Origin of the sequence: Lentzea alba (assembly GCF_047445655.1) — a bacterium.
Classification (GTDB): Bacteria; Actinomycetota; Actinomycetes; order Mycobacteriales; family Pseudonocardiaceae; genus Lentzea; species Lentzea alba_A.
The window spans coordinates 28,949-52,566 of record NZ_JAJAEG010000003.1; the positions used below are offsets into that span (position 1 = coordinate 28,949).

General features: G+C 68.9%; 25 protein-coding genes. 12 read left to right on the forward strand and 13 right to left on the reverse strand.

What is annotated here, in order from left to right; all coding sequences use genetic code 11:
- From LFM09_RS05670 to LFM09_RS05680, 3 genes are all read right to left on the reverse strand, one after another.
- Nucleotides 1-1,008, reverse strand: a complete 1,008-nt coding sequence (locus LFM09_RS05670; protein WP_414095196.1) for an iron ABC transporter substrate-binding protein — start codon at nucleotides 1,006-1,008, stop codon at nucleotides 1-3.
- A gap of 147 nt (nucleotides 1,009-1,155) precedes the next feature.
- On the reverse strand, nucleotides 1,156-2,289 hold the full coding sequence (locus LFM09_RS05675) for an endonuclease/exonuclease/phosphatase family protein (RefSeq protein ID WP_414095197.1): 1,134 nt from the start codon (nucleotides 2,287-2,289) through the stop codon (nucleotides 1,156-1,158).
- A gap of 66 nt (nucleotides 2,290-2,355) precedes the next feature.
- On the reverse strand, nucleotides 2,356-4,326 hold the full coding sequence (locus tag LFM09_RS05680; protein WP_414095198.1) for an MDR family MFS transporter: 1,971 nt from the start codon (nucleotides 4,324-4,326) through the stop codon (nucleotides 2,356-2,358).
- A 264-nt stretch (nucleotides 4,327-4,590) separates the two neighbouring features.
- On the opposite strand from LFM09_RS05680, the gene LFM09_RS05685 reads away from it, so the two are divergent.
- Genes LFM09_RS05685 through LFM09_RS05695 form a run of 3 tightly spaced genes read left to right on the forward strand, consistent with a single transcriptional unit; the run spans nucleotide 4,591 to nucleotide 6,917 of the window.
- Nucleotides 4,591-4,923, forward strand: coding sequence for a putative quinol monooxygenase (locus LFM09_RS05685; RefSeq protein WP_414095199.1), 333 nt, complete (start codon nucleotides 4,591-4,593; stop codon nucleotides 4,921-4,923).
- Between the two features lie 42 nt (nucleotides 4,924-4,965).
- Nucleotides 4,966-5,241 (forward strand): hypothetical protein, encoded by a 276-nt coding sequence (locus tag LFM09_RS05690; protein ID WP_414095200.1) that lies wholly within the window; start codon nucleotides 4,966-4,968, stop codon nucleotides 5,239-5,241.
- Complete coding sequence (locus tag LFM09_RS05695; RefSeq protein ID WP_414095201.1) at nucleotides 5,241-6,917, forward strand: GMC family oxidoreductase; 1,677 nt, start codon at nucleotides 5,241-5,243, stop codon at nucleotides 6,915-6,917. The genes LFM09_RS05690 and LFM09_RS05695 overlap by 1 nt, the downstream gene beginning before the upstream one ends.
- Here the strand turns inward: LFM09_RS05695 and LFM09_RS05700 are convergent.
- A complete protein-coding gene (locus LFM09_RS05700) occupies nucleotides 6,881-7,300 on the reverse strand; it encodes a hypothetical protein (RefSeq protein WP_414095202.1) in 420 nt (139 codons plus the stop codon). The genes LFM09_RS05695 and LFM09_RS05700 overlap by 37 nt on opposite strands.
- A gap of 95 nt (nucleotides 7,301-7,395) precedes the next feature.
- Between LFM09_RS05700 and LFM09_RS05705 the strand changes: the two genes are divergently transcribed.
- Nucleotides 7,396-7,770: a YciI family protein gene (locus tag LFM09_RS05705; RefSeq protein WP_414095203.1), complete on the forward strand. Its 375-nt coding sequence runs from the start codon at nucleotides 7,396-7,398 to the stop codon at nucleotides 7,768-7,770.
- Here the strand turns inward: LFM09_RS05705 and LFM09_RS05710 are convergent.
- Nucleotides 7,755-8,285 (reverse strand): hypothetical protein, encoded by a 531-nt coding sequence (locus tag LFM09_RS05710; RefSeq protein ID WP_414095204.1) that lies wholly within the window; start codon nucleotides 8,283-8,285, stop codon nucleotides 7,755-7,757. The genes LFM09_RS05705 and LFM09_RS05710 overlap by 16 nt on opposite strands.
- Entirely contained in the window at nucleotides 8,275-9,789 is a 1,515-nt protein-coding gene (locus LFM09_RS05715) for an FAD-dependent monooxygenase (protein WP_414095205.1), read from the reverse strand. Before LFM09_RS05715 ends, LFM09_RS05710 begins: the two co-directional genes overlap by 11 nt.
- Before the next feature lie 55 nt (nucleotides 9,790-9,844).
- Between LFM09_RS05715 and LFM09_RS05720 the strand changes: the two genes are divergently transcribed.
- The 3 genes from LFM09_RS05720 to LFM09_RS05730 are packed head-to-tail and all read left to right on the forward strand — an operon-like array spanning nucleotide 9,845 to nucleotide 12,293.
- Nucleotides 9,845-10,834, forward strand: coding sequence for an ABC transporter substrate-binding protein (locus tag LFM09_RS05720; protein WP_414095206.1), 990 nt, complete (start codon nucleotides 9,845-9,847; stop codon nucleotides 10,832-10,834).
- The gene (locus LFM09_RS05725; RefSeq protein ID WP_414095207.1) at nucleotides 10,831-11,565 is read left to right on the forward strand and encodes an ABC transporter ATP-binding protein; all 735 of its coding nucleotides are present in this window, start codon (nucleotides 10,831-10,833) and stop codon (nucleotides 11,563-11,565) included. The genes LFM09_RS05720 and LFM09_RS05725 overlap by 4 nt, the downstream gene beginning before the upstream one ends.
- Nucleotides 11,562-12,293, forward strand: coding sequence for an ABC transporter permease (locus tag LFM09_RS05730; protein ID WP_414095208.1), 732 nt, complete (start codon nucleotides 11,562-11,564; stop codon nucleotides 12,291-12,293). The genes LFM09_RS05725 and LFM09_RS05730 overlap by 4 nt, the downstream gene beginning before the upstream one ends.
- On the opposite strand, the gene LFM09_RS05735 is transcribed toward LFM09_RS05730, so the two are convergent.
- From LFM09_RS05735 to LFM09_RS05745, 3 genes are read right to left on the reverse strand one after another with little or no spacing between them, the layout of a single operon-like run.
- A complete protein-coding gene (locus LFM09_RS05735; RefSeq protein ID WP_414095209.1) occupies nucleotides 12,284-12,949 on the reverse strand; it encodes a CE1759 family FMN reductase in 666 nt (221 codons plus the stop codon). The genes LFM09_RS05730 and LFM09_RS05735 overlap by 10 nt on opposite strands.
- Complete coding sequence (locus tag LFM09_RS05740) at nucleotides 12,946-13,371, reverse strand: MarR family winged helix-turn-helix transcriptional regulator (protein WP_414095210.1); 426 nt, start codon at nucleotides 13,369-13,371, stop codon at nucleotides 12,946-12,948. Before LFM09_RS05740 ends, LFM09_RS05735 begins: the two co-directional genes overlap by 4 nt.
- Nucleotides 13,368-14,525 carry an LLM class flavin-dependent oxidoreductase gene (locus LFM09_RS05745; RefSeq protein ID WP_414095211.1) on the reverse strand — a complete coding sequence of 386 codons (1,158 nt, stop codon included), beginning with the start codon at nucleotides 14,523-14,525 and terminating at the stop codon, nucleotides 13,368-13,370. Before LFM09_RS05745 ends, LFM09_RS05740 begins: the two co-directional genes overlap by 4 nt.
- Before the next feature lie 89 nt (nucleotides 14,526-14,614).
- Between LFM09_RS05745 and LFM09_RS05750 the strand changes: the two genes are divergently transcribed.
- The 3 genes from LFM09_RS05750 (at nucleotide 14,615) to LFM09_RS05760 (ending at nucleotide 18,218) form a co-directional block, all read left to right on the forward strand.
- Nucleotides 14,615-15,220, forward strand: coding sequence for an ABC transporter ATP-binding protein (locus LFM09_RS05750; RefSeq protein WP_414095212.1), 606 nt, complete (start codon nucleotides 14,615-14,617; stop codon nucleotides 15,218-15,220).
- 101 nt (nucleotides 15,221-15,321) lie between these two features.
- A complete protein-coding gene (locus LFM09_RS05755; protein WP_414095213.1) occupies nucleotides 15,322-16,680 on the forward strand; it encodes a DUF6297 family protein in 1,359 nt (452 codons plus the stop codon).
- An 11-nt stretch (nucleotides 16,681-16,691) separates the two neighbouring features.
- A complete protein-coding gene (locus LFM09_RS05760) occupies nucleotides 16,692-18,218 on the forward strand; it encodes a nucleotidyl transferase AbiEii/AbiGii toxin family protein (RefSeq protein ID WP_414095214.1) in 1,527 nt (508 codons plus the stop codon).
- Here the strand turns inward: LFM09_RS05760 and LFM09_RS05765 are convergent.
- Nucleotides 18,215-18,871, reverse strand: coding sequence for a type 1 glutamine amidotransferase domain-containing protein (locus LFM09_RS05765; protein WP_414095215.1), 657 nt, complete (start codon nucleotides 18,869-18,871; stop codon nucleotides 18,215-18,217). The two genes, LFM09_RS05760 and LFM09_RS05765, sit on opposite strands and share 4 nt — an antisense overlap.
- 56 nt (nucleotides 18,872-18,927) lie before the next feature.
- Between LFM09_RS05765 and LFM09_RS05770 the strand changes: the two genes are divergently transcribed.
- On the forward strand, nucleotides 18,928-19,818 hold the full coding sequence (locus LFM09_RS05770) for a LysR family transcriptional regulator (protein ID WP_414095216.1): 891 nt from the start codon (nucleotides 18,928-18,930) through the stop codon (nucleotides 19,816-19,818).
- Here LFM09_RS05770 and LFM09_RS05775 read toward each other — a convergent pair.
- Both LFM09_RS05775 and LFM09_RS05780 read right to left on the reverse strand, forming a co-directional pair.
- Entirely contained in the window at nucleotides 19,815-21,335 is a 1,521-nt protein-coding gene (locus LFM09_RS05775) for a sensor histidine kinase (protein WP_414095217.1), read from the reverse strand. The two genes, LFM09_RS05770 and LFM09_RS05775, sit on opposite strands and share 4 nt — an antisense overlap.
- The gene (locus LFM09_RS05780) at nucleotides 21,332-22,009 is read right to left on the reverse strand and encodes a response regulator transcription factor (protein WP_414095218.1); all 678 of its coding nucleotides are present in this window, start codon (nucleotides 22,007-22,009) and stop codon (nucleotides 21,332-21,334) included. The genes LFM09_RS05775 and LFM09_RS05780 overlap by 4 nt, the downstream gene beginning before the upstream one ends.
- 132 nt (nucleotides 22,010-22,141) lie before the next feature.
- On the opposite strand from LFM09_RS05780, the gene LFM09_RS05785 reads away from it, so the two are divergent.
- Nucleotides 22,142-22,939: a serine hydrolase gene (locus LFM09_RS05785; RefSeq protein WP_414095219.1), complete on the forward strand. Its 798-nt coding sequence runs from the start codon at nucleotides 22,142-22,144 to the stop codon at nucleotides 22,937-22,939.
- On the opposite strand, the gene lexA is transcribed toward LFM09_RS05785, so the two are convergent.
- Nucleotides 22,919-23,575: a transcriptional repressor LexA gene (gene lexA / locus LFM09_RS05790; protein WP_414095220.1), complete on the reverse strand. Its 657-nt coding sequence runs from the start codon at nucleotides 23,573-23,575 to the stop codon at nucleotides 22,919-22,921. The two genes, LFM09_RS05785 and lexA, sit on opposite strands and share 21 nt — an antisense overlap.
- Nucleotides 23,576-23,618: the final 43 nt, after the last annotated feature.

Below are 23,618 nucleotides of genomic sequence, written 5' to 3' on the forward strand. Positions count from 1 at the left end.
TCAGGACAACCCCGCTTCCTGCAACAGCTTCACCGTCTCCTGCAGCGACGACAGCTTGGAGAGGTCGATGTCGGGTGCCTGGAGGTCCGTGATCGGCGGCAGCTGGTGCTTGCTCGACTTCACGTCCGGGTTCGCCGGGTACTCCGCGGTCTGGTCGGCGAAGTGCTTTTGTGCCTGTTCGGACAACAGGAACCGCACGGCCTTCTGCGCGGCCTCGCTCTGGTTGCTGCCCTGGATCACCCCCACGCCTGCCACGTTGACCAGCGCGAGCGGATCACCGCCGCCGACCCGGTGCAGCTTCGCCTTCATGTTGGCCGCGCCCTTCTCGGCGGCCGAGGCGTACCAGTAGTAGTGGTTGATCAGTCCGAACGGGAGCTGACCGTCGTCGACGGCCTTGAGGATGTTGATGTTGTTGTCGTAGCGCTTGGGGTCGTTGGCAGCGAACTTCTTCAGCCACTCCTTGGCGAAGTCCTCGCCCTTCAGCACGCGCACCGACGTGACGAACGCCTGCCACGACGCGTTGGTCGGCGCGTACCCGACCTTGCCGCGCCACTTCGGGTCGACGACCTCGTCGATCGTCTTGGGCAGCTCGCTCTCCTGCACCACCCGCGGGTCGTACGCGATGACTCGTGCCCGCGCGCTCGTGGCCACCCACTTCTTGTCGCGCGCCTGGTAGCCCGCCGGCACCATGCCGAGGACGTCCGCGGGCAGCTCGGCCAGGCGGCCCTGCTCACCCACCGCGCCGAGCGCGCCGGCGTCCTGGGAGAAGAACACGTCCGCCTCGGTGCCCTGGCCCTCCTCCAGCAGCTGGGCGGCCATTTCACCGCTGCCGCCGTAGCGGATTTCAACATCGATTCCGACGGCGTCCTCGAGCTGGTCGAGAAGCGCGCCGACCAATTGTTCGTTGCGGCCGGAGTAAATGATCAGGTCGTTCGCCGAACTGCAGGCGGTCAACGTCGACGCCAGCAGCGCAGCCACCAACGTCACGGTCCGTGCTCGACGCCTCACCGGCGGTCCTCCTCGGCCAATCCCCAGGTCAGACAGGGCGCAGACAAGGTAAAGCTAACCTAATGAGCCAATCAAGGTGAAGTGGCCATTACGTGATGCGACGACGGACACATCACCTGTTCGGCCCCATATGTCCGGGCGTTGTTCTCAACGAGTCCAGTCGATGTCCGCGTAGATCGCGGCGTGGTCGCTGGCCGCGTGCACGTCGGCGGTCATGGTTTCGTATACGTCCCAGCGGTCTTTTGTCCGCGGGCCGCGCCACACGCCCTTGCGGAAGACGCCGCCACCGGTCGCCTTGGTGAACAGCTCCGGGGTGAGCAGGACGTAGTCGATCTTGCCCTTCTCGTTGACGCCGCGGTAGGTGCCCTTGCGGTGGTCCCAGTCGAAGTTCTCGTGCTCGCTGATGTCACGCAGGCCGGTGCGTTGGAACAGCGGGCGCAGGGCTTCGCTGTCCGCGGTGTCGTTGAGGTCGCCGACGACCGCGATGTACTCGTGGCCCTCGTCGCGCAGGCGGTTCACGATGCGGGCGATGCGGACCGCCTGACGGAAGCGGCGGCGTGCGCCGATCGGGTCGCCGGGAGCGCCGTAACCCTTGGACTTCAGGTGGTTCACGAGCACGACCACCTCGGGCCCGGCGGGGGTGCGGACGTGGTACTCGGCGCAGTCCCTGGAGAAGATCACGCCGGAGGTGTCCTTGGCGTACACGTGCGTGCGGATCGTGATGACCTCGTGGGAGTCGCGGGTCAGCAGACCCACGTTGATGCCGCGTTCGTCGTTGCCGTCGATCAGGTGGACTTCCTCGTACGGGGTCCAGCCGACGTGTTTGAGCATGCTGGCGGAGAACATGTGCAGCAGCTCGCGGGACTCGGCCTCGACCACGCCCAGCACGTGCGCGCCGACGTCGCGCATCACCTGGGCGGTGTGGCGGGTGGCCAGTTCGCTGATGGGTTCGGTGGTGAGCTCGACCCAGCCGACCCAGGACTCGCGACCACTTGCCACGACTGAGGTTTCGCCGGTCTTGTGCCGGGCGAGGAACCTGCCGCGGATGCGCCGCAGGATCGCGAACTTGCTCCGGTCACTTCTCAGCAACTCCAGCGTTGCCAGGTGTTGTTTGAGCTCTTCCTTGACCTCGGGGGTGTAGGTCTCGGCGGCGATGAGCTCGTTGAACCTGGCGTGGGCGGCCAGAATCGGGGCCGCGTGCTTGGTTGCGTTGCGGCCCATCACTTTGGGGCGCTCGAACATGTTCTCCACGTTGAACGACCCGATTCGCGTGGTGCTCATCGCTTTCAGGGTCGCATGTGGATACACCGGAGGGGTTAGGTCCGACCAGGTGATCTTTCGGTGCGGCTAGACCCTGCTCAGCTGTCGTCCGCTCTCGATCAGCTCGTCGGTGAACGAGTCGAGCGCCTGGGCGAAGTCGCGCTGGTCGGGTTCGTGCCAGTCTTCGAGTTGGTCGAGCAGCCAGCGGCGCCACGCGTGCACGAGTTGGGTGAAGACGTCCGCGCCCCGGTCGGTGAAGCGGTAGCCGTCGTCGGTGAACGCCAGGTGCCCGGACTGGACCAGGTGCGCGGCGGTCGGTTCGAAGATGCCTGCGGGAACCTTGGTCATCTCGGCGATCTCGTCGAGCGTGGCCACGCCGTCGTCCGTCGAGGCGCGGTAGACGCGGCCGAGCAGCCACGCCTGTTCCAGCGGCAGGTCGACGCCGGACCTCCGAAGCACCGCGAGGCCCGGATCTTCCTTGGACTTCGAGACGACGGTGGAGACGAGTTTGCGGAGCTCGTCGTAGGAGTTCGAGCCTGGCGCGGCGAAGCTCTCGCCCACGCCGCTGTTGCCGGTGGCGGCGGCACGGGAGGTGTCGCGCAACGGCACCTCCGGCAGGAAGAACGCCACGAGCAGTGCGACGAGGCCGATCGGGGCGGCGATGAGGAACATCGTCTGCACGGTTTCGGCGTATCCGGCGACGATCGGTGCCCTTATCGCTTCTGGCAGGGCGTGGACGGCGGCCGGGCTGGCGATCGCGCGCGGGTCGACGCCGGGCGGGATCACGAGGTGGTGCGGGAGCTGGCTGGCGTAGATCGTGCCGAAGATCGCGACGCCGAACGAGCTGCCCATCGTGCGCAGGAAGCTGATGCCGGACGTGGCGACGCCGAGGTCGGTGTAGTTCGCGGTGCTCTGCACGACGATCACCGGAACCTGCATCACCAGGCCGATGCCGGCGCCGAGCACCATCATGAACGCGCCCATGACCCAGTAGGGCGTTGCTGCGTCCAAATAGGACAGAAGTAGCAGACCTGCGGCCAGGCCGACGGATCCGAGCAGCGGGAAGATCCGGTACTTGCCGGTGCGGCTGATGACGTTGCCGGTGAGCAGCGCGGTGGCCATCAGACCGGCGATGAGCGGCAGCATCCAGAGCCCGGACGCGGTGGCGGACTCGCCGCGCACGTACTGCAGGTAGATCGGCAGGTAGGTGATGCCGCCGAGCATCGCGAACCCGACCACGAAACTCAGCACACCCGACACCGTGAACACCCGGCTGCGGAACAACCGCATCGGCAGCATCGGTTCGGCGGCGCGTTGCTCGACGTACACGAAGGCGATCAGCAGTACGATCGAGCCTGCCGCCATCCACAGGATCGTGGGCGACGTCCACGGGTACTCGGTGCCGCCCCAGCTCGTGACGAGCGTGAGCCCGGTGGCGGCGAGTGCGATCAGCGCGATGCCCGCGTAGTCGATCTTCGGGTGGCCGTCGGCCTTGATCGTGGGCAGCGCGGAGATCGCGACCAGCACCACGGCGATGCCGAGCGGGATGTTGACGTAGAACGCCCACCGCCAGCTCAGGTGGTCGACGAACAGGCCGCCCAGCAACGGCCCGGCGACCGTCGCGATGCCGAACACCGCGCCCGCGAAGCCCTGGAACTTGCCGCGCTCCTTCAACGGCACGACGTCCGCGATGATCGCCGTCGACGTGACCATGAGGCCGCCCGCACCGAGGCCCTGCACCGCCCGGAACGCGATGAGCATGCCCATCGACTCCGACCAGCCCGCGAAGAACGACCCGATCAGGAACAGCACGACGCTGACCACGAACGTCTTCTTGCGCCCGTAGAGGTCGCCGAACTTGCCGATCAGGACCGTCATGATGGTCTCGGCCAGCAGGTACGACGTCACGACCCACGACAGGTGCGCGCCGCCGCCCAGGTCGGCGACCATGGTGGGGAGCGCGGTGGAGACGATGGTCTGGTCGAGGGCTGCCAGGAGCATGGCCAGCAGGACGGCCGCCACGACCAGGTTCCGCCTGCGGGTGTCGATCTCGGGCACGGTGGCGATGATCGCGCAGGTTTCCCGACCTCGCAGGGTGGCTGGAGTGCCGCACGAGGTTCTGCGGGGAAGGCGCGCTGGTGGGCTTCGGCGATGTGCGGCGGCGCTGCGGAAGGGTGGCGTGCCGGACCGAGCTGCAGGGCTTCCGCGCGCTCGCTCGTCCCGATCACCGAACAGGCCGATTTTCCAGCTCAGCCGGATTCGGCGCGCACTGGCCGGGCGTCACCCCATAGGGTCGGAGGCGTTCACGCGAAGGAGGCCGTCTTGATCTTCATCACCGCCAAGTTCCGCGTCCTGCCCGAGCACGCCGACGCCTGGCCGGACGTGTCGCGCAGCTTCACCGAGGCCACCCGCGCCGAGCCCGGTTGCCTGTGGTTCGACTGGTCGCGCAGTCTCGACGACCAGAACGAGTACGTGCTGGTCGAGGCGTTCCGGGACGGGGACGCGGGGGCGGCGCACGTGCAGTCGGAGCACTTCAAGAACGCTCAGAAGGAGCTGCCGCGGTACCTGCAGGAGACGCCGCGGATCGTGAACGCGGTGCTGGAGCAGGACGACTGGTCGTTGCTGGGCGAGATGGAGGTTGGGCCACGCGGGTGAGTACCGGGGCGTAGGTCCGGCGGGCCGTCGAGGATGGCGGGCATGGACGCCTTCGTGGAGTTGTCCGCCGAGCTGACCGGGTTCTCGGCGGAGGAACTGAGCTCGACCGGACTGGTCGAGCAGTACCGCGTGCTGGCGCACGACGCGTCGGACGCCGAGATCATCGCGCTTTGGTACACCGGCGTTTGGCGCGGTGTCATTCCGAGCGCCCGCGCGTATGCCGAAGGGTTGGCGTGGAAGGCGGTCGGGGTGGCCGCGCCGGGCACGGAAGGGCCTGGGTTCGGGAGCTGGGAGCGCAGACCGAGAAGTGGCGTCTGATGCGGGCCCTGGTGGTCGGGGCCGGGTTCGCCGGCTCGCTCGTCGCGAAGGTGCTGGGGGACAACGGGTTCCGCGTGCTCGTGCTGGAGGCCGGCACGGAGACCGCGCACGACGAGGCCGTGGCCAGGTTCAAGACCGCGCTGGTCAAGACGCCGCTGACCCCGTACCGAAGAACCGCGGCCGCCCCGTCCAGTGACTACCTGATCAACACCGGGCCGTTCGCGTACCCGAGTCCGTACCTGCGGATGAACGGCGGCACCGGCGCCGTGTGGACCGGGATCACGCCCCGGATGCACCCCGAGGACTTCCGCACCGCGGATCTCGGGCGCGGGCGCAACTGGCCCATCTCCTATGACGACCTGGAGCCCTACTACCGCGCGGCGGAGTGGGAGATCGGCATCGCGGCCGACGCCGACGAGCAACGCCAGCACATCCCGGTGGCGGACAACTACCAGTATCCGATGCACGCGTTGCCGCGCACGTATCTGGACAACGTGATCGCGTCCGTTGTGGATGGTGCCAGCATCGACGGGCACGAGCTGCTGGTCGTCGGCACACCGCAGGCGCGCAACGGGATGCCGGTGAAGGGCTACCGGCCGGACGGGAACCTGTGCGCCGGGTTCGCGAGCTGTGTGCCGGTGTGTCCCGAGCAGGCCAAGTACACGCCGCTGCGCACCCAGAAACGCTGGTCGCACAACGTCGAGCTGCGCACCCGGTGCGTGGTGAACCGGGTGCACGCCGACGAGTTCGGGCGGATCACGAAGGTCAGCTATCAGCGCTACGAGGACGACGCGACCGGCAGGCACACCCTCCACGAGGCCGAGGCGGACGTCGTCGTCCTCGCCGCGCACGCCATCGAGAACGCCAAGCTGCTGCTGATGTCCGGCCTCGCCAACAGCAGCGACCAGGTCGGCCGCAACCTGATGGACCACCCGGCATTGCTGACGTGGGCGTTGATGCCCCAGCCGGTCGGGCCGTTCCGCGGTCCGGGGTCGACAACGGGCATCGAGGTGTTCCGGACGGGACCGCAGCGCTGCACGCGGGCGCCGTTCCGGATCGAGATCGGCAACTGGGGCTGGGGCTGGTCGGCGGGCAGTCCGGACTCCGACACGGCCGAGTTCGTCGCGGCGGGCCTCCGAGGCACAGCGCTCAGGCAGGCCGTCGCGGACCGCGTCGGGCGGCAGTTCGCGCTGCAGTTCGAGATCGAGCAGGAAGCAGACTCCACGAACCGCGTCACGCTCGACCGGACGAACCGCGACGCGCTGGGCAACCCGCGCCCGTCGATCCACTACAGACTGTCGACGTACGTCAAAGACGGTCTGCTGGCGGCGAAGCACGTGTCGGACCGGATCTTCGAGATGCTCAAGGCGGAGGACTACACGGCGTACAAACCGGACGAGGAACGGTACTTCGAACACGACGGCGAACCGCTGCGGTACTGGGGCGCGGGGCACAGCGGCGGCACGCACCTGATGGGGGAGTCGCCGCAGAGCTCCGTCACCGACCAGTGGCAACGCTGCTGGGACCACCCCAACCTGTACGCGGTGGGCTGCGGCAGCATGCCGTCGCTCGGCACGTCCAACCCGTCGATCACGATGGCCGCGCTCGCCTTGCGCACGGCCGACCACCTCGTGTCGGTCTACACGGGGGACGCCGACCTGCGTTGCGCGCGCTGAACCAGCAGGATCGCGGCCGCCACGGTGACCACCACAAGGCCGTTGCCGAACGCCCACACGACCGCGTGGTCGTGCACGGTGTCGCGGCTGACGGCCGGGTCGCGGAACACCGGGTTGATCTGCGTGATCAGCAGGATCTTCAGCGCGACCGACGCCGCGAGACAGCCGAGTGCCGGCCGCGGTGCGCGCGTGACGACCGCCAGAACCGCGGCGAGCGGGCCCCACGGCAGGTAGTAGTAGATCGGACTGCCTGCCGCGAACACGCCGACCAGCGACCCCGGCCTCGGGTCGGCCAGCAGCTGCGGGTTCCAGACGACCTGCTCGTAGAGGTTGCCGAAGAACCACATGCTCAGCAGCGGAACGACCAGCCTGGAAAAGTTCACCGGGTCATGATGTCGAAATGTCGAAAGCCCTGTGACGTCGATCGACGCAGGGGTGGCAGCGGCCCAACGCTGTCAGTCGACACCGAGGAGAGAACATGCGGTTCATGCTCGTGCACCGAGTCCTGGAGGACGACCCGGCCTCGTGGGAGCCGAACCAGGAGCTCATCGAACGGATGGAGGGGTTCGTCGGGAAGCTGACGGCGAACGGCGTCCTGCTCACCGCCGAGGGCGTGCAGAAGACCGGCGCGACCGTGCGCAGGCGCGGCGCCGCGATCAAGACCACCGACGGGCCGTTCGCCGAGGCCAAGGAGGTCGTCGGCGGGTTCCTGCTGATCAACGCCGCGGACCTCGCCGAGGCCACGGCGGTCGCGGAGGAGTACATCGACTGCTTCGCCGGCGTCGAGGAGATGTCGATCGAGGTCCGCCAGGTCGCCGAGGCCGAGGACATCGAGCCCTACCTGAACAAGTAACTCAGCTCGACGACGAACCACTCGCCATCGAACCTGCTGAATCCGCCCGGATGGAGCCGCACCTCCTCGGTGTCCAGCGCAGCGAGGACGTGCGGCCCGTCCAGGTCCAACGAGCAGTCGGCGACGGTCCGCACGTCGACGTCGTCAGGCGAGATGTCCAACGGCGACGGCACGTTTTCGCCGAGGTCCTTCAGCTCGACGAGACGGTTGCGGTAGAAGGACGTCCCGATGTTCGTCAGGCGGTGCACGGGTGAGACGGGCCGGTAGACCCAGCCGCCGCGGTGCTCGGAGATGAACCGCGGCTCGCTGCCGTCGAGCCAGTCCATCCGGCCCTGCGAGCCGTCGATGCTCAGCACGACGTACGGGTTGTGGTGCAGGTGCCACGGGTGGGTCTCGCCCGGTTCGAGCGACACCTCCCACACCCGCACCACCGGGTCGTCGTGGAGCACCCGCTGGCCGACGTCGACCAGCACGATCTCCTCACCGGACGGCGAGAACACGACGTCACCCCTCAAGGCACACCTCCTGCAGGTACCGGTTGCGGATGTGCTGGCACGACTCGGCGGTCCACGGCTCGATGTGGGCGACGTGCGCGTCCGGTCTGAGCAGCACGGCGACGTCACCGAGGCGTTCGCGCACGGTCGCGCCGGGGTCGAAGTACGCGCGGTCGCGAAGGCCGGAGTCGTGCGGTGCGTCCCACCGGCTCACGACGACCTGCCGCAGGCCGTCGAGGTCACGAAGAACCGGCCTCCTGCGCGCGTCGGTGACGTGCAACGCCACGAACGAGTCGCGGCACAGCTCGTGCAGGTGCACAGGGCCGCGTGGACCGAAGACCCGCAGGTCCGGGACCCGGTCGCCGACCTGGAGCGGACCGGGCGCGCGGACCATCGTCGAATCGCTCAGCCGCACCCCGAGCAACGTCCTGGTCATCGCGTCACTCCAGCCCGCGACCGACTCCAGCCGCCGGTCCATCACGGCCCGCGCGGCCTCCGCCAGCTCGCCGGAACCGTTGACGGCCACCGGTTTCTGCTCGCGTTCGTAGCCCTCCAAGATCGCAGGCGAAGCCCACCCGCGGTACACCCACGCGAGCCGCCACGGCAGGTTCGACGCGTCGAGCACGCCGGTGTTCAGGCCCAGCGCCCACATAGGCGTGATCAGGTGCGCGGCGTCGCCCAGCAGGAACACCCGGCTGTCCCGCCACCGCTCGGCGACGCGGTGGTGCACGGTGTAGACGTTGCTGCCCAGCACCTTCAGCTCGTCGACCTCGCCGATGAACCGGAGTGCCTTGTCCCGCAGCTCGTCCGCAGAGGGCTCAGGTCCGCTCAGCGGGAACACGAACCGCCAGCAGTGCGGCTGCCGGACGAGGACCATCCACTCCTCGCGGTCGCCGAAGTAAGCCAGGTACGGGTAGTCGCGCGGGTTGCCGACGTCGAGGTCGCACACGAGGTCGACCAGCACGTACCGCTGCTCCAGCGTGTGCCCGGTGACCGGAACACCCAGCCGTTCGCGCACGGTCGACCGCCCGCCGTCGCACCCCAGCACGTAGGCGGCCTCCGCCGAGACCGGTCCGTCCGGAGTCGACAACTGCAACGTCACGCCGGACGAGTGCTGCGAGAAGTCCACCAGCCGGTGCCGCATCCGCAACGCGCCCGGAGCGCGTTCCTCCAGCACCGCGGCCAGCACGGGCTCCAGCTCGTGCTGCGGGATGTTGACGACGAACGGGAACCGCGTCTCGCCCGCCAGCGCCGAGGTCAGGACGCTCCCGGTCGACGTCCCGGTCGCCCGGTCCAGCTCGCCGATCTCGTCGAGCCGCAGCGACGCCTCCAGCACCGGCCCCAGCGCGTCGTACCGGTCCAGGACCTCCAACGTCCGCGACAGGATCGTCCCGGCCTTGGTCTCGGCGGACAGGTCGTCGCCGGCCTCGAAGACGACGACGGGGACTCCGTGGGCGACCAGTCCGAGCGCCGTGATCAGGCCGATCGGGCCCGCGCCGATGACCGCGACTGGCAGAGTGTTCATGAAGTCCTCCCCGACCTCTATGTTCTCGGAAGAGGGCGCCTTCGGGGGAGGGAACATGAGGAAAGCGATTTCAGCGGTCGCGGTCTTGCTGGCTGTCACGGCCTGCGGCACGCCACCGCAGATCTCGACGGAGACGACCGAGGTCAGCTACCTGACGTCGTTCAACACCTTCGGCCGCGACGCGTACGTGTACGTCGCGCAGGAGAGGGGTTTCTTCGACGAGGCCAAGCTCAAGGTCACCATCACTCCCGGCACGGGCAGCGTCGACGTGCTCAAGCTCGTCGCGGCCGGCCGGGCGGACTTCGGCATCGCGGACTTCACGGCCACCGCGATCACCACGGCCAAGGAGAAGCTGCCGGTCACCACGATCGCGGCGATCCACCAGCGCTCACTCGCCGCGATCGTCGCGTTGGAGGGCAACGGGATCAGCAAACCCTCCGACCTCGTGGGCAAGAAGATCGGCGACCAGCCGGGCTCCACGAACCAGGTGATGTTCCCGGTCTACGCCAAGGCCGCCGGCATCGATCCGGCCAAGGTCGAGTTCGTCCCGTCCGCACCGCCCGCGCTGCCGCAGCTGCTGGCGGCCGGGCAGGTCGACGGGATCGGGCAGTTCGTCGTCGGCACGCCGTTGATCGAGGCCGCGGCCAAGGGCAAGAAGGCGGTGGTGCTGCCCTACGGCGACTTCGTTCCCGACCTGTACGGCAACGCGCTGGTGACCTCGCGGGAGTTCGCGGCCACGAAGTCCGAGCAGGCGCAGGCGTTCAGGGATGCTCTGCTGAAGGGCCTGCGGTACGCGATCGAGCATCCCGACGAGGTGGGGCCGATCCTGAAGAATTACCAGCCGACCCAGGACTCCACGGTGGCCAGCGCCGAGATGTCGTTGATGGCGCCCTACGTGAAGCCGACCGCGTTCCTCGGCCCGATCGGGGAGCTGACCGAGCCGCGGGTCGAGAAGATCATCGGCAAGCTCGTGGACGCGGGTGCGGTCCCCGCCGGGTCGGTGCGGCCCGACGACCTCGTGAACTTCGGGCTCACGCCGAAGTGATCACGATCAGGCAGGTCTCGCACAGCTTCGGCAGCGTCGACGCCTTGAGCGGGATCGACCTGGAGGTGGGCGAGCACGAGTTCGTCGCGGTGATCGGGCGGTCGGGCTGCGGCAAGTCCACGTTGCTGCGCCTGATCGCCGGGCTGCTCAAGCCGTCTGCCGGACACGTGGAAGTGGCAGGCGAAGCGGTCACCAAACCGCGGCGTGACGTTTCGTTCATGTTCCAGCAGCCGGCCTTGCTGCCGTGGCGGTCGGTGCTGTCGAACGTCCTGCTGCCGATCGAGATCTTCGGGTTCGCCCGGCGCGAGTACCGGGACCGGTCGCACGAGCTGCTGGAGCTGGTCGGGCTCGGCGGGTTCGAGCAACGGCTGCCGCACGAGCTTTCCGGTGGCATGCAACAACGGGTGTCGCTGTGCCGGTCGCTCATCCAGAGCCCGCGGGTGATGCTGATGGACGAGCCGTTCTCCGCACTGGACGCGATCACCCGCACCGAGCTTTCCGAGGAGCTGCAACGGGTTCAGCTGGAACTTCCCCGCGCGGTGGTGTTCGTGACGCACTCGATCGACGAGGCCGTGCTGCTGGCCGACCGGATCGTGGTGCTCAGCCCGCGGCCCGGCCGGATCCACAAGATCGTCGAGGTCGACCTGGCCCGGCCGCGTGCGCTCGGACGGGTCGAGCTGGACCAGGTGAGCCGGGAGCTGCGCGGGCTGCTGGGGGAGGTGACGGCGTGAAGGTCGTGCTGCCGGTTCTCGGCCTGCTGGCGATCATCGGCGTGTGGTGGCTGGCGACGATCGTGTTCGGGATCGAGCCGTTCCTCGTGCCGTCACCGGCCGACGTCGTCGCGTCGTTCCTGGAGCTGCCGGGCCATCTGCTCGAACAGACCCTGATCACGTTGTGGGAGGCGGTTTTCGGGTTCGGACTGGCGGTTGTCGTCGGTGTGCCGATCGCGTTGCTGATCGTCGGTTCCCAGCTGCTGGAGCGGATGTTCTACCCGTTGCTGGTGGCGCTCAACGCCGTGCCGAAGGTCGCGATCGCGCCGATCGTGGTGGTGTGGTTCGGGTTCGGCATCGAGTCGAAGGTGCTGATGGTGGTGCTGGTGTGCATCTTCCCGATCGTCATCTCGACCGCGTCCGGGATGAAGTCGACGCCGCACGAGCTGGTCGAGCTGTTCCGGTCGCTGGACGCCACCCGCCCGCAGGAGTTCCTGAAGCTGCGGTTCCGGCACGCACTGCCGCAGGTCTTCGTGGGGCTGAAGGTGGCGATCTCGCTCGCGGTGATCGGGGCGGTGATCGGCGAGTTCGTCGGCGCCCGCGCCGGACTGGGTTACGTGATCTACACGTCCGGTGCGAGCGCCGACACCTCACTGGCGTTCGCGGCGATGGCCCTGCTCGCGGTGATCAGCGTCGCGCTGTTCTACGGCCTGGCCTACCTCGAAAAGAAGGTCGTGCCCTACGCCTGACCGCCTGCGGCCAGCCGCATCAGGTCCGAGTCCAGGTCGATCGACAGCTCGGTGCCGCCCGCGCTGCCGAACTCGTGCTGGTAGCGGCCCCACGACTCGTCGCGGACCTGCTTCTCGAACCCGGAGGCGATGAGCGCCACGACTTCGAGGGCCGCGCGATCGATGCGCTTGTTGAGCGCGGGGTCGGTCCAGTCCTCGGTCGCGGCGAACAGCGACGTCGGCACCACGACGGTCCGCAGGTAGGCGAACAGTCCGCGCATCTGGTCGTCGACCACGAGCGCGTGCCGGGCCGTGCCGGCGGTCGCGGCGAGCACGACGGGCTTCGCGATCAGCAGGTCGTTGTCCAGGATCTGGAAGAACGACGTGAACAGCCCGCTGGCGCCCGCCTTGTAGACCGGGGTGCTCGCGACGATGCCGTCCGCGTGCTGCAGCGCGGTGATCGCCTTCTGCAGCTTCGGGCCGATGTGGTTGGACACCAGGGCGTTCGCGATCTCGCCGGCCAGCTCGCGCAGCTCGATCGTCTGGATGCCGACGGTGAGCTGCTTCTGCATCCCGAGCGTGGCGACGCGCTGGGCGACCCGGTCGGCGAGCAGACGCGTCGACGACGGGTCGCTCGTGCCCGCCGAGACGATGACGAGCTGCTTCTGAGTGGTCATTTCTCCTCGTTTCCGGCCAGCTTCGCGGTGATCGCGGCGAGCTGCTCGAGTTCCACTGGCGTCAACACGTTCAGCGCCCTGGTGACGCTTCGGGCGTGCGGACGGCCGATCTCCAGCTGGGTCTTGCGGCCGGCCGGGGTGAGCGACAGGCGCACACCCCGGCGGTCACCGGGATCCGGGCAGCGTTCCACCAGCCCGCGGTCGACCAGGCGGTCGACCATGCGGGACAGCGCGGGCTGGCTCAGCAGCACGTGGCGGTTCAGCTCACTCATCCGCAGCGGACCGTCGCATTTGGACAACGTGTACAGCACGTCGTACTCGCGCATCGTCAGGTCGCCCCAGACGTCCTCCGCGGCGAACTGCTTCATCAGCACGGCGTAGGCCCTCATCAGGGACTCCCACGCCTCGTTCGCACGCGTCACTGGTTGTCCTGGTAAGGCGAGCCTCCGGTGACGTTGTCGCCACGGTTGGCGTTCGGCTTCGGCTGACGTGCGGGCTGGTCGCCGTACTTCTCCTTGACGCGCAGGGCGTGCGTCGGCGGCTTGGCGGTCTCCGGGTCCTGGCGAGCCTCGATCTCCTTGCGCAGCACCGGAACCACCTCCTCGCCCAGCAGGTCCAGCTGGTTCAGCACGGTCTTGAGCGGCAACCCGGCGTGGTCCATCAGGAACATCTGCCGCTGGTAGTCACCGAAGTGCTCGCGGAACGTCAGCGTCTTGTCGATGACCTCCTGCGGGCTGCCGACCGACAGCGGCGTCATCTCCATGAAGTCCTCCATCTTCGGCCCGTGCCCGTAGACCGGGGCCTCGTTGAAGTACGGACGGAACTCGTTGAGCGCGTCCTGCGACTTCTTGGCGATGTACGCCTGACCGCCGAGACCGACGATCGCCTGCTTCTCCGTGCCGTGGCCGTAGTGCGCGTACCGCTGGCGGTAGAACTTGATCAGCCGCATGTAGTGCTCTTTCGGCCAGAAGATGTTGTTCGCGAAGAAGCCGTCGCCGTAGTAGGCGGCCTGCTCCGCGATCTCCGGCGTGCGGATCGAGCCGTGCCACACGAACGGAGGCACGTCGTCCAACGGCCGCGGAGTGCTCGTGAAGCCCTGGAGCGGCGTGCGGAACTTGCCCTCCCAGTCCACGACGTCCTCGCGCCACAACCGGTGCAGCAGGTTGTAGTTCTCCAGCGCCAGCGGCAGGCTCTGCCGGATGTCGGCCCCGAACCACGGGTAGACCGGCGCGGTGTTGCCGCGGCCCAGCATCAGGTCCATGCGGCCCTTCGCCAGGTGCTGCAGCATCGCGTACTCCTCAGCGAGCCGCACCGGGTCGTTCGTCGTGATCAGCGTCGTCGCGGTGCTGACGATCAGCCTCTTCGTGGTCGCCGCGATGGCGGCCAGCAGCGTCGTGGGCGCGGACGAGAAGAACGGCGGGTTGTGGTGCTCGCCGATCGCGAAGACGTCGAGCCCGACCTCCTCGGTCTTCTGCGCGATCTGGACGATCGCGTCGATGCGCTCGGCCTCGCTGGGGGTCTCGCCGCTCACCGGATCCCTGGTGATGTCGCTCACCGAGAAAATTCCGAACTGCACGGCACCCGCCTCCTTCTTCTCTCAAGTTCTATGCGTTTGCATCTACCTTAACGCACAGGCCCGCGAGCTATTCCCATTACGCTGATCACATGCTGGAGGTGCGGGACGTCCGCAAGAGCTACGGCGACGACCCCGTCCTCACAGGGCTGAGCTTCACGGTTGCGGCCGGTGAGGCGGTGGCGATCATCGGGCGCAACGGGTCCGGCAAGTCCACGCTGCTCAAGTGCCTGGTCGGGGCCGAGCGCCACGACTCCGGCTCGGTGCTGGTGGACGGTGTGGTGCGGGATGAGAGCGCTGCCTCGTTCCGCGCGCTGACCGCTGCCTTGCTGGACGACGCCGACTACTTCCCCGACGTGTCCGTTGTGGAGCACCTGCGGCTGCAGGCCTGGCTGCACGGTTCGTCGGAGGGTTCGGTGGCCGAGGTGCTGGACGAGCTGGGGCTGTCCGAGGTCGCGGACCAGTTGCCGCCCATGTTGTCGAGTGGGCAGCGGCACCGGCTGGGGCTCGCCTCGTGCTTCGTGCGGCCGCGTGGGCTGCTGGTGCTGGACGAGCCGGAGCAGCGGCTCGACGTGCAGGGACGGACGTGGCTGCGGGAGCGGTTGAAGGCGGAGAAGGCGGCCGGGGTGGCGGTGGTGTTCGCCTCGCACGACCAGGAGCTCGTGGAGGCGGTCGCGGACCGGTCTGTGGTCCTGTGACTCCTACGGCTGGGGATGTTCGGCGGCGGTTGAGGCGGCCTCCTGCGCCGTGGCGGTTTCGGCTTGCTCGGCTGTACGAGCGGCTGGTCAACGTGGCGATCGTGGGGGCGATCGGCTGGGGCGTCGCGATGAAGGCGCTGGAGAAGACCGGGCAGTCCGGCGCGAGCGAGTGGACGGCGTTGTGGCTGTCCGTGCTGGCGGCGGTCGTGCTGCTGAAGGTGTTGCTGGCGTTCGGTCCGGTGTTCGTGGGGCGGGACCGGATGTTCTGGGTGTTGAGCTCGCCGGTGGACCGGGGATCGTTGTTGCGGCCGAGGTTCTTCGGGCTGCTCGGGTTCGGTGCGGCGGTGGGTGCGGTGTGGCCCGCGGTTGTCTTCGGGGTGGTGGGGGCGGCCCCGTCGTCGGGCGTGCCGGGTGCGGTGACCTCGCTGCAGGGGCCGCTGGTGTTTGCGGGCTCGGCGGTGGTTGGGGTCGCGGTGGTGGCAGGGGCAGTGGTGCTGCAGGGCGCCTGGCTGGGCCGATCCCAGGTCGGGTCGGGGCTGCGGGCTGGTCTGGGGCCGCGGGTTGATGTGGGGCCGCCGGCTGGAGTCGGGCCGCCGGTTGGAGTGGGACCGAGGACCCGGCTGGGACCTCGGACCTGGGCGTCCCCCCAGACCTGGCTCACCGTTCTCGCCGGACTGGCCGTGGTCGCGTTGTTCCTCCGCCCCGGACCCGTCACGTTCGAGGCGGTCTGGCTGACCCCGGTGGCGGTCCTTCTGGTCGTGCTCGCCGCCACGTCCTTGCGCCGCTTGAACCGCAACGACCTGGCCGCCGGCGCCTCGCTGGCCGCAGTCGTGCGGGTGTCGGTGGCGTGGCTCGACCTGGCGCTGCTCGGCTCGATCCTCGCCGAACGTCGCGCCCGCGCAATCGGCCGGGTCCGGTCAGCGCGGCTGCGCGGATCACCACTGACCGTCCTGGTGTGGACGGACCTGTTGCGGGTCCGTCGAGCACCGAACGCGCTGCTGGTCTGGGCCGGGTTGCTGCCGTTGCCCGCGCTGGTGGCGCTCGGCGGTGAGGTCGACTGGGTACCCGCCGTGCACCTGATCGCCGCGTTCGTCGCCACGGATCGGCTGGCGGCCGGGCTCAAGGCGGTGTGCCGATCGGCGTCGATCCGCCGGATGCTCGGTGTGCCGGACAGAACCTTGCGGCTCGCGCATCTCGTCGTGCCCACCGTCGGAGCGGTGGTGTGGTGTGCGGTGACTGTGCCGTTCACGCCGCACGTCGAGTTGCTCAACGGTGTGGTGTCAGCGATCGGAGCGGTGGCGGTCACCTACCGGATCGCGACCCGGCCGCCGCTCGACTACGGCGTCGCGGCGATCGACTTCGGGGTGCTCGGGCCGGTGCCGCTTGGGCTGGTGCTGCAGCTGAGTCGCGGGCCGGTGCTGCTGTATTTGTTGTGTGTCTTGCAGGTCGTGCTCGGCTAAGGTCTGCGGCCATGTTCGCGGGTGAGTTCGAGTTGCACCTGACCGGGTCCGAGTGGCAGGTCGACGAGCTGGCGAAGTTCGCCGAGCAGCACCAGGTGAAGTTCAGCCACATCGAGCTGAACGGCGGTGAGGTGCCGTCGCAGCCGATGCTGACGATCGGGGCCAACGGCACGATCGACGAGGTGCGGGCGGTCGTCGAGCAGTGGCGCACGAGGATGTTCGAGGCCGAGCTCTACCTGGTGCGCGTGAAGATCGAAGCCGCGCCGTGGAACGAGGGCGTGCCCCGGTCCGATGAGGACGCCGACCCCGAGCTGTACTTCGAGCACCACGTCAAGGTGTTGATGGTGGGGAACTGGCACACCTGGCACGCGCAGGTGTATCGGGCGATCAACGGGCACGAGGCGCACATCTCCCGGAACGCCCGGCGCAGGTACGACGACGGGTCGCAGGAGCGGTTCATCACGCAGCGGTGCTTCGGTGTGGGCCGGGAGACCGCGAAGGCGAAGCTGGAGGCGTTGCTGGCGGACCTGCACGAGTTCGAGGTGCTGGAGGTCGAGGAGGAGTACGTCGTCGACGACGACGCGCTGCACATCGACAACGGCTGGATCCACGGCAAGACGAGCGACCGCAGCCGCGACGAACGGCTGCGGCGGGCGCCCGACAACGTGCGGGGCTTCCCGCTGAGCTACACCCCGCTCAAGGTGAAGCCGGGCCAGGACATCGAGCAGCGCGCCGTGTTCGACCCGGCGCTCAAGCAGTACCCGCACGCGTTTCGGGCAGGTGACCCGCGGTTCGGTGACCCCGTGCAGGGTGAGCGCTGGCGCAACGGGCGTCGCGCGGCGATGGCACGCGTGTTGCACCTCGTCGCCAGGTCGCCGTGGTCCGAGAACCTCGTGCTGCGCGGCAGCACGGTCATGCGGGAGTGGTTCGGCGACGCCGCGCGCGAGCCCGGCGACCTCGACTTCGTGGTCACGCCGCGCGACATCGCGTTCGGCAGCCCGCAGGCGGAAAAGCTGATCGACGACATCAGCGACGCCGTTCGCGCCGACTCGGGTCCGGTGCTGTGCCCCGGCCCGGTCGAACGCGAGCCGATCTGGACCTACGAACGGGTGCCGGGTCTGCGGCTGTCGTGCCCGTTCCAGGTCAAGGGCCTGCCGTACGGGGGGATCCAGATCGACCTGGTCTTCGAGGAGGACCTGCCGCTCGCCCCGGAGCCCGTGCGGATCGCCGGTGCGACGTTGCTCGCCGCGAACCAGGAGCTGTCGCTCGCGTGGAAGCTCCAGTGGCTCATGACGGACGCCTACCCGCAGGCGAAGGACCTGTACGACGCGGCTCTGCTCGCGCGGCACACGACAGTGAACACGGGGCTCGTCATCGATCTGCTGCTGCCCGAGCTGCGGGACCGCGCGTACGACTTCGACCGCAAGTCCGTGCTGGAGATGGACGACATCGACTGGGACAACGCGCCGACGGAGCTGCCGGTCACCAAGGCGGACGAGCTCGCGTTGCTCCAGGAGGTCGCCGCGGCACTGCGTTAGAGCAGCGCGGCGACCTGGGTCGCGGTGGCCACAGTGGACTGCGGGTTCTGCCCGGTGACGAGCCTGCCGTCCACGACCACCGTGCTCGACCACGGCTCACCTGACGCGAGTCGCGCGCCCAGCTCTGCCAGCCGGTCTGACACCGAGTACGGCACGGCGAGGCCACCCTGGCGTTCCTCATCGTCGCTGAACACGGCCATCTCCTTGCCCGCGAACACGAACGTGCCGTCCGCCCGGACCGCGCTCAGCAGGCCGGCCGGTCCGTGGCACAGCGCCGCGACGAGCTTGTCGTTGTCGTGGAAGTCCGCGAGCAGCGAGCCCAGCGCCCGGTCGAACGCCAGGTCCGCCATCGGGCCGTGGCCGCCGGGCAGGTAGATCGCGTCGAAGTCGGAGGCCTTCTGCTCAGCCAGCGTCGCGGGCGTGCGCAGGTCGGCCAGCTCCTCGACCGCCTGGTCGAACTTACCGTCCAGGCTCGCCTTGTCGACGGTCGGCACGACACCGCCCGGCGTCGCGACGGTGACCTCGATGCCGGCCTCGCGCAGCACGCGCACGGACTCGACGACTTCCTCGGCCCAGAACCCGGTGGGGTGGCTCGTGCCGTCCGCCAGCGTCAGCGAGTCGGCGCCGGACACGATCATCAGCAGCTTCTTCATGACGTTCACTCCATCACGAATCCGCAGAACGTGTCGGCGGAGCTATAAGCTGTCTTATGGCCGAGGGGTTGACAGACCTGGATCTGCTGGCGACGTTCCTGGAGATCTACCGCGGCGGCTCGCTCACCGCCGCCGCGACCAGGCGCGGCCTCACCCAGCCGGCGGTGAGCGGTCAGCTCGCCAAACTGGAACGGGAGCTCGGCGAACCGCTGTTCGTCAGGGGCAGTCGCGGGGTCACGCCGACGACGAGAGCCGACGAACTGGCCCGTCGCGCTGGGCCGCACGTCGACCAGCTCAGGTCCGCACTCGACCCCGTGCCCGCTCTCGAAGGCACGGTCAGGATCGGGGGAGCGGCGGAGTTCATGACGGCTCGCGGGTTGCCGGCGCTCGTCCCGCTGACTCAGCGCGGCATCCGGTTCGAGGTCACCCTGGGCCTGGCGAACGACCTGCTGGCCACCCTCAAGGCCGGACAGCTCGACCTCGTGCTGTCGTCGGTCCGCCCCGGCGCGGGTCTCACCGCGACGCCGTTCACCGACGAGGAGTTCCAGCTGGTCGGGCCGCCGATCCTGGCCAGGACCGTGGACCAGGACCTGCTCGGCGAAGACCCGGCGCGCGCTCTCGAACACCTTCCGCTCGTCGCCTACTCGGAAGAGTTGCCGATCATCCGCCGGTACTGGCGCAGCGAGTTCGGCAAGCGCCCGAAGAACCCGACCGCTGTCATCGTGCCGGACCTGCGCGCGGTGCTGGCCGCCGTGATCGCCGGGGCGGGCGTGTCCGCGTTGCCGCGCTACCTCGCCGAACCCGCCCTCACCGCCGGTTCCGTCGAACTGCTGCACCACCCGGAGATCCCACCGCTCAACACCCTCTACGTGGTCACCCGAGGGTCGACTCCACTCGTGGACAGCGTCGTCGAGCACTTGAAGTCACGGGACTGGGGAGTCCTCTAGCGCGGCAACCGCACGGTGAACGTCGTGCCTGCACCGACCGTGCTCGTGACCGAGATCGTGCCGCCGTGCGCGGTGATGATCTCCCGCGCGATCGCCAGCCCGAGCCCGCGTCCACCTGTGTCACGTCCGCGCGCCGTGTCCGCACGCCAGAACCGGTCGAACACGCGCGGCAGGTGCTCGGCGGCGATCCCGTGGCCGTCGTCCACGACCTCGATCACCGCCCACTCCTCGGAAACGCGGCACCGCAACGTGATCACAGAAGGGCCGGCTCGCAGCGCGTTGGCCACCAGGTTGCCGACGACCTGCCGCAACCGGTCCTGATCCGCCTGCACCACAACGGGTTCCGGTGCGTCGACCACCACGCCGGGCGTGCGGTAGGTGGCCAGCAGCTCCGCCAGGTCCACAGTGGACCGGTGGTAGACCAGCGATCCGGACTCGGCGAGTGCCAGCTCCTGCAGGTCGTCGATCAACCGTTGTTGCAGCAGGGCTTCCTCGTGCAGTGACCGGTACAGCTCGGCGTCCGCGGTCAGCACGCCGTCCCGCACGCCTTCGAGGTAGCCGCGGATGTTCGCGAGCGGGGTCCGCAGCTCGTGTGCGATGTCCGCGATCATGTCGTGCTGCTGCTGGCGGCTGCGCTGCAACGAGTCCGCCATCGCGTTGAACGCGCGGGTCAGCTCGACCAGGTCACCGCTGCCCTTCTCCGGCACCCGCCCGGACAGATCCCCGGCACCCAGCCGGCGCGCCGACGCCGCCAGCGCACTGATCGGCCGCAACGCCCGCCGGGTGATCAGCAACGACGCCACCAGCGCCAGCAAGGCGACCAGCCCGGCACCGATCAGGATCGGCAGCGCCGCGATCTTCGCCTGTTGCGGCTGGCCGACCGTGCCGGCCTGCACCAGCACCGGCGGCGGGGTGAGCGCGGCGAGCCGGGAGGTGAACTCGCGTTGCACGCAGTCGCGATCCGTCTCCTGGCAGGGAAGTTCGTCAGCCCTCCTGTACACGCGCCCGTCCGGGGGCTTGCAGGCCGTCTGCTGCTGTTGCGCGCGCTCGAAGCCGAGCCCGCCGCCTTCACGGGTGACGACGCGCACCTTCACGCCGTGGTCCCGCAGGCACCGGCCCAGTTCGAGCTCGCCCCGGTAGTTGTAGATCCACTTGGCGGCCACGGTCGCGCCGAGGTGCGGCAGGTCGAACCGGGTCTGCACCGGCACGCTCTGCCGGGGCTCGGTACCCGGCAACGTGTCGGCTAGCACCGTGCCGTCCGTCAGCACGACGCGCACCCGTTGGCCGAGCCGCTGCGCCAGCGCCGGTAACTGCGCGTCGAGACCGTCCCACGATCCGCGCAGCAGCCCGTAGACGGTGATGTCCTGCACCACGGCGTCCAGCTCCTGCAACGCGATCTCGGCGGACTGCTCGACCTGTTTGGTCGTCTCGCGCAGCGTCAGCCATGCCGTGGCCGCTACCGCGGTCACCACTGTCACCACGACCAGCGCGCCGACCTTCAGTGCGAAGCGGCTCATCCGGCGAACTTGTAGCCGCGACCGGGCACGGTCAGCACGTACCGCGGTGCCGCCGGATCCGGTTCGATCTTGCGCCGCAGGTTCATCACGTGCGCGTCCACGGTCCGTTCCTGCACGTTGTGGTCGAACCCGAACGTCTCCTGCAGCAGCTGGCCCCGTGTGAACGCCCTGCCCGGCGCGGACGCGAGCACCCGCAGCAGCTCGAACTCCTTGGCCGTCAACGGCACCAGCTCACCGCCGACCCGCACCTCGAACCGCGCGGGATCGACCTCGACGTCGAGCACCCGAATGGGGCCGTCGTCCTCTGCCGCCCCGGACCGCCGCAGCAACGCCCGCACGCGCGCGACCAGCTCGCGCGGGCTGTACGGCTTCACCACGTAGTCGTCGGCACCCAGATCGAGCCCGAGCAGCAGGTCGGCCTCGGTCGACCGGGCGGTCAGCATCAGGATCGGCACCCGCGACTCGGCCCGCAGCACCCGGCACACGTCGAGGCCGTCCACCTCGGGCATCAGCACGTCGAGCACCACGAGGTCCGGCTCGCGGGAGCGGGCGAGGTCCAGCGCCGCCCTGCCGTCCCGCGCCACCAGCACGCGGTGGCCCTCGTGCTCCAGGTACGCCCTGATCAGGTGTGACTGCTTGGGGTCGTCCTCGGCCACGAGGATGCGTGCGCTCACCGCTCAATGGTGCGGCAAGGCTGTGAAGGTTCGATGAAGCCGCTGTCCGGGCGGCGTGAAATCGCCCGATCGAACGGCCCCGCGACCGGCTCTTCGTCGGTTCTTCATCGCGACCGGCATTGCATCGCCGGCATGAAGCGACTGATCGTTCTCGCCCTCGTCCTGACCGCCTGCCAGGCCGCGCCGGCCGCCGAGCTCCCGGTCGCCGAGCTCCCGGTCGCCGCGCCACCGTCCAAAGTGGTCGAGCGGAAGTGGCAGCCGGACCCGGCGAAGGTGTCGGTCCAGTTCGACGGCGAGCACGCGTGGGCGTTGCGCGGCAACGGATTCGTGCTGAGCGGAGGCACGGTGCGCACGAACACCGAGTCGATGATCAAGGCGTGGCTCGCGCTGGACCACGTCGCGTCGAAACGCTCGGTGGTGTCACGGCGCGACGAGGCCGATCTGGCGAAGATGATCCGCGAGAGCGACGACCAGATCGCACAACGGCTCTACCAGGACCTCGGCGGCGGGGCGAGCGTGCAGCGCATGATCAGCACGTGCGGCCTGACCGACACCTCGATCACGCCCTACTGGTGGTCGAAGACCCAGGTCAGCGCGACGGACGCGGCCAGACTCGGGCAGTGCCTGATGAACGGGCCCGGCATCAGTCCGGAGTGGAGGGACCGGCTGCTCGCGATGATGCGCGACATCTCCCCGGACGGCCGGTTCGGCATCCCGGACGCGCCGGCGTTGCGGGACAAGCCGCTCTCGATCAAGAACGGCTGGACCCTGCACGGCAACACCTGGACGGTCACGTGCCTCGCGGTGTGGGCGGGGTGGTCGTTGGCGGTCCTGACCCGTTTCCAGAACCGCCCCAACAGCTACTACTACGGCGCCCAGGCGTGCGCGACCGTCGCCCAGCAGCTGTTCTCAGACGCTCCGGAGCACTGACACGACGATGCCGAGGATGACGGCCTTGTCGCCGTCGATCACGGGGTAGTCGGGGTTGCGCGGTTCGAGGTACACGTGGCCGCCCTTGCGCTGATACACCTTGACGGTCGCCTCCTCGTCGATCATCGCGGCGACGATCTGCCCGTTGTACGCCTCGTGCGACTGCTGGACCACGACCATGTCGCCGTCGCAGATCGCGGCGTCGATCATCGAGTCACCGCGCACGCGCAACGCGAACACGTTGCTGCCGCGCCCGACCAGGCCGCGCGGCAGGTTCAGCACGTCGTCCACGTGCTCGATGGCGGAGATCGGCGTGCCGGCGGCGATGTCACCGACGACGGGCACCGAGATCGAGTCCTCCGACACCGGCGCCGACGTCGTCTCGTGCAGGAAGATCCGCACGTCCATCGGCCGCGTCACCGACGCGCCGCGCTTGAGGAAACCCTTGTCCTCCAACGCACTCAGGTGCTTGGAGACGCTGGAGGAGGAACGCAGGCCGACCGCGTCGCCGATCTCGCGGGTGCTGGGGGAGTAGCCGTGCTCGACCACCCAGTCGCGGATGGCGACCAGGATCTTCTGCTGGCGCTCCGGCAGCACCGACGTGTCGAGGTGCTCAAGATCGTCGTAGGTGGTCACCGGTCAGATAGTAGTAATCCGGTTGCCGGACACGATCGGGTGG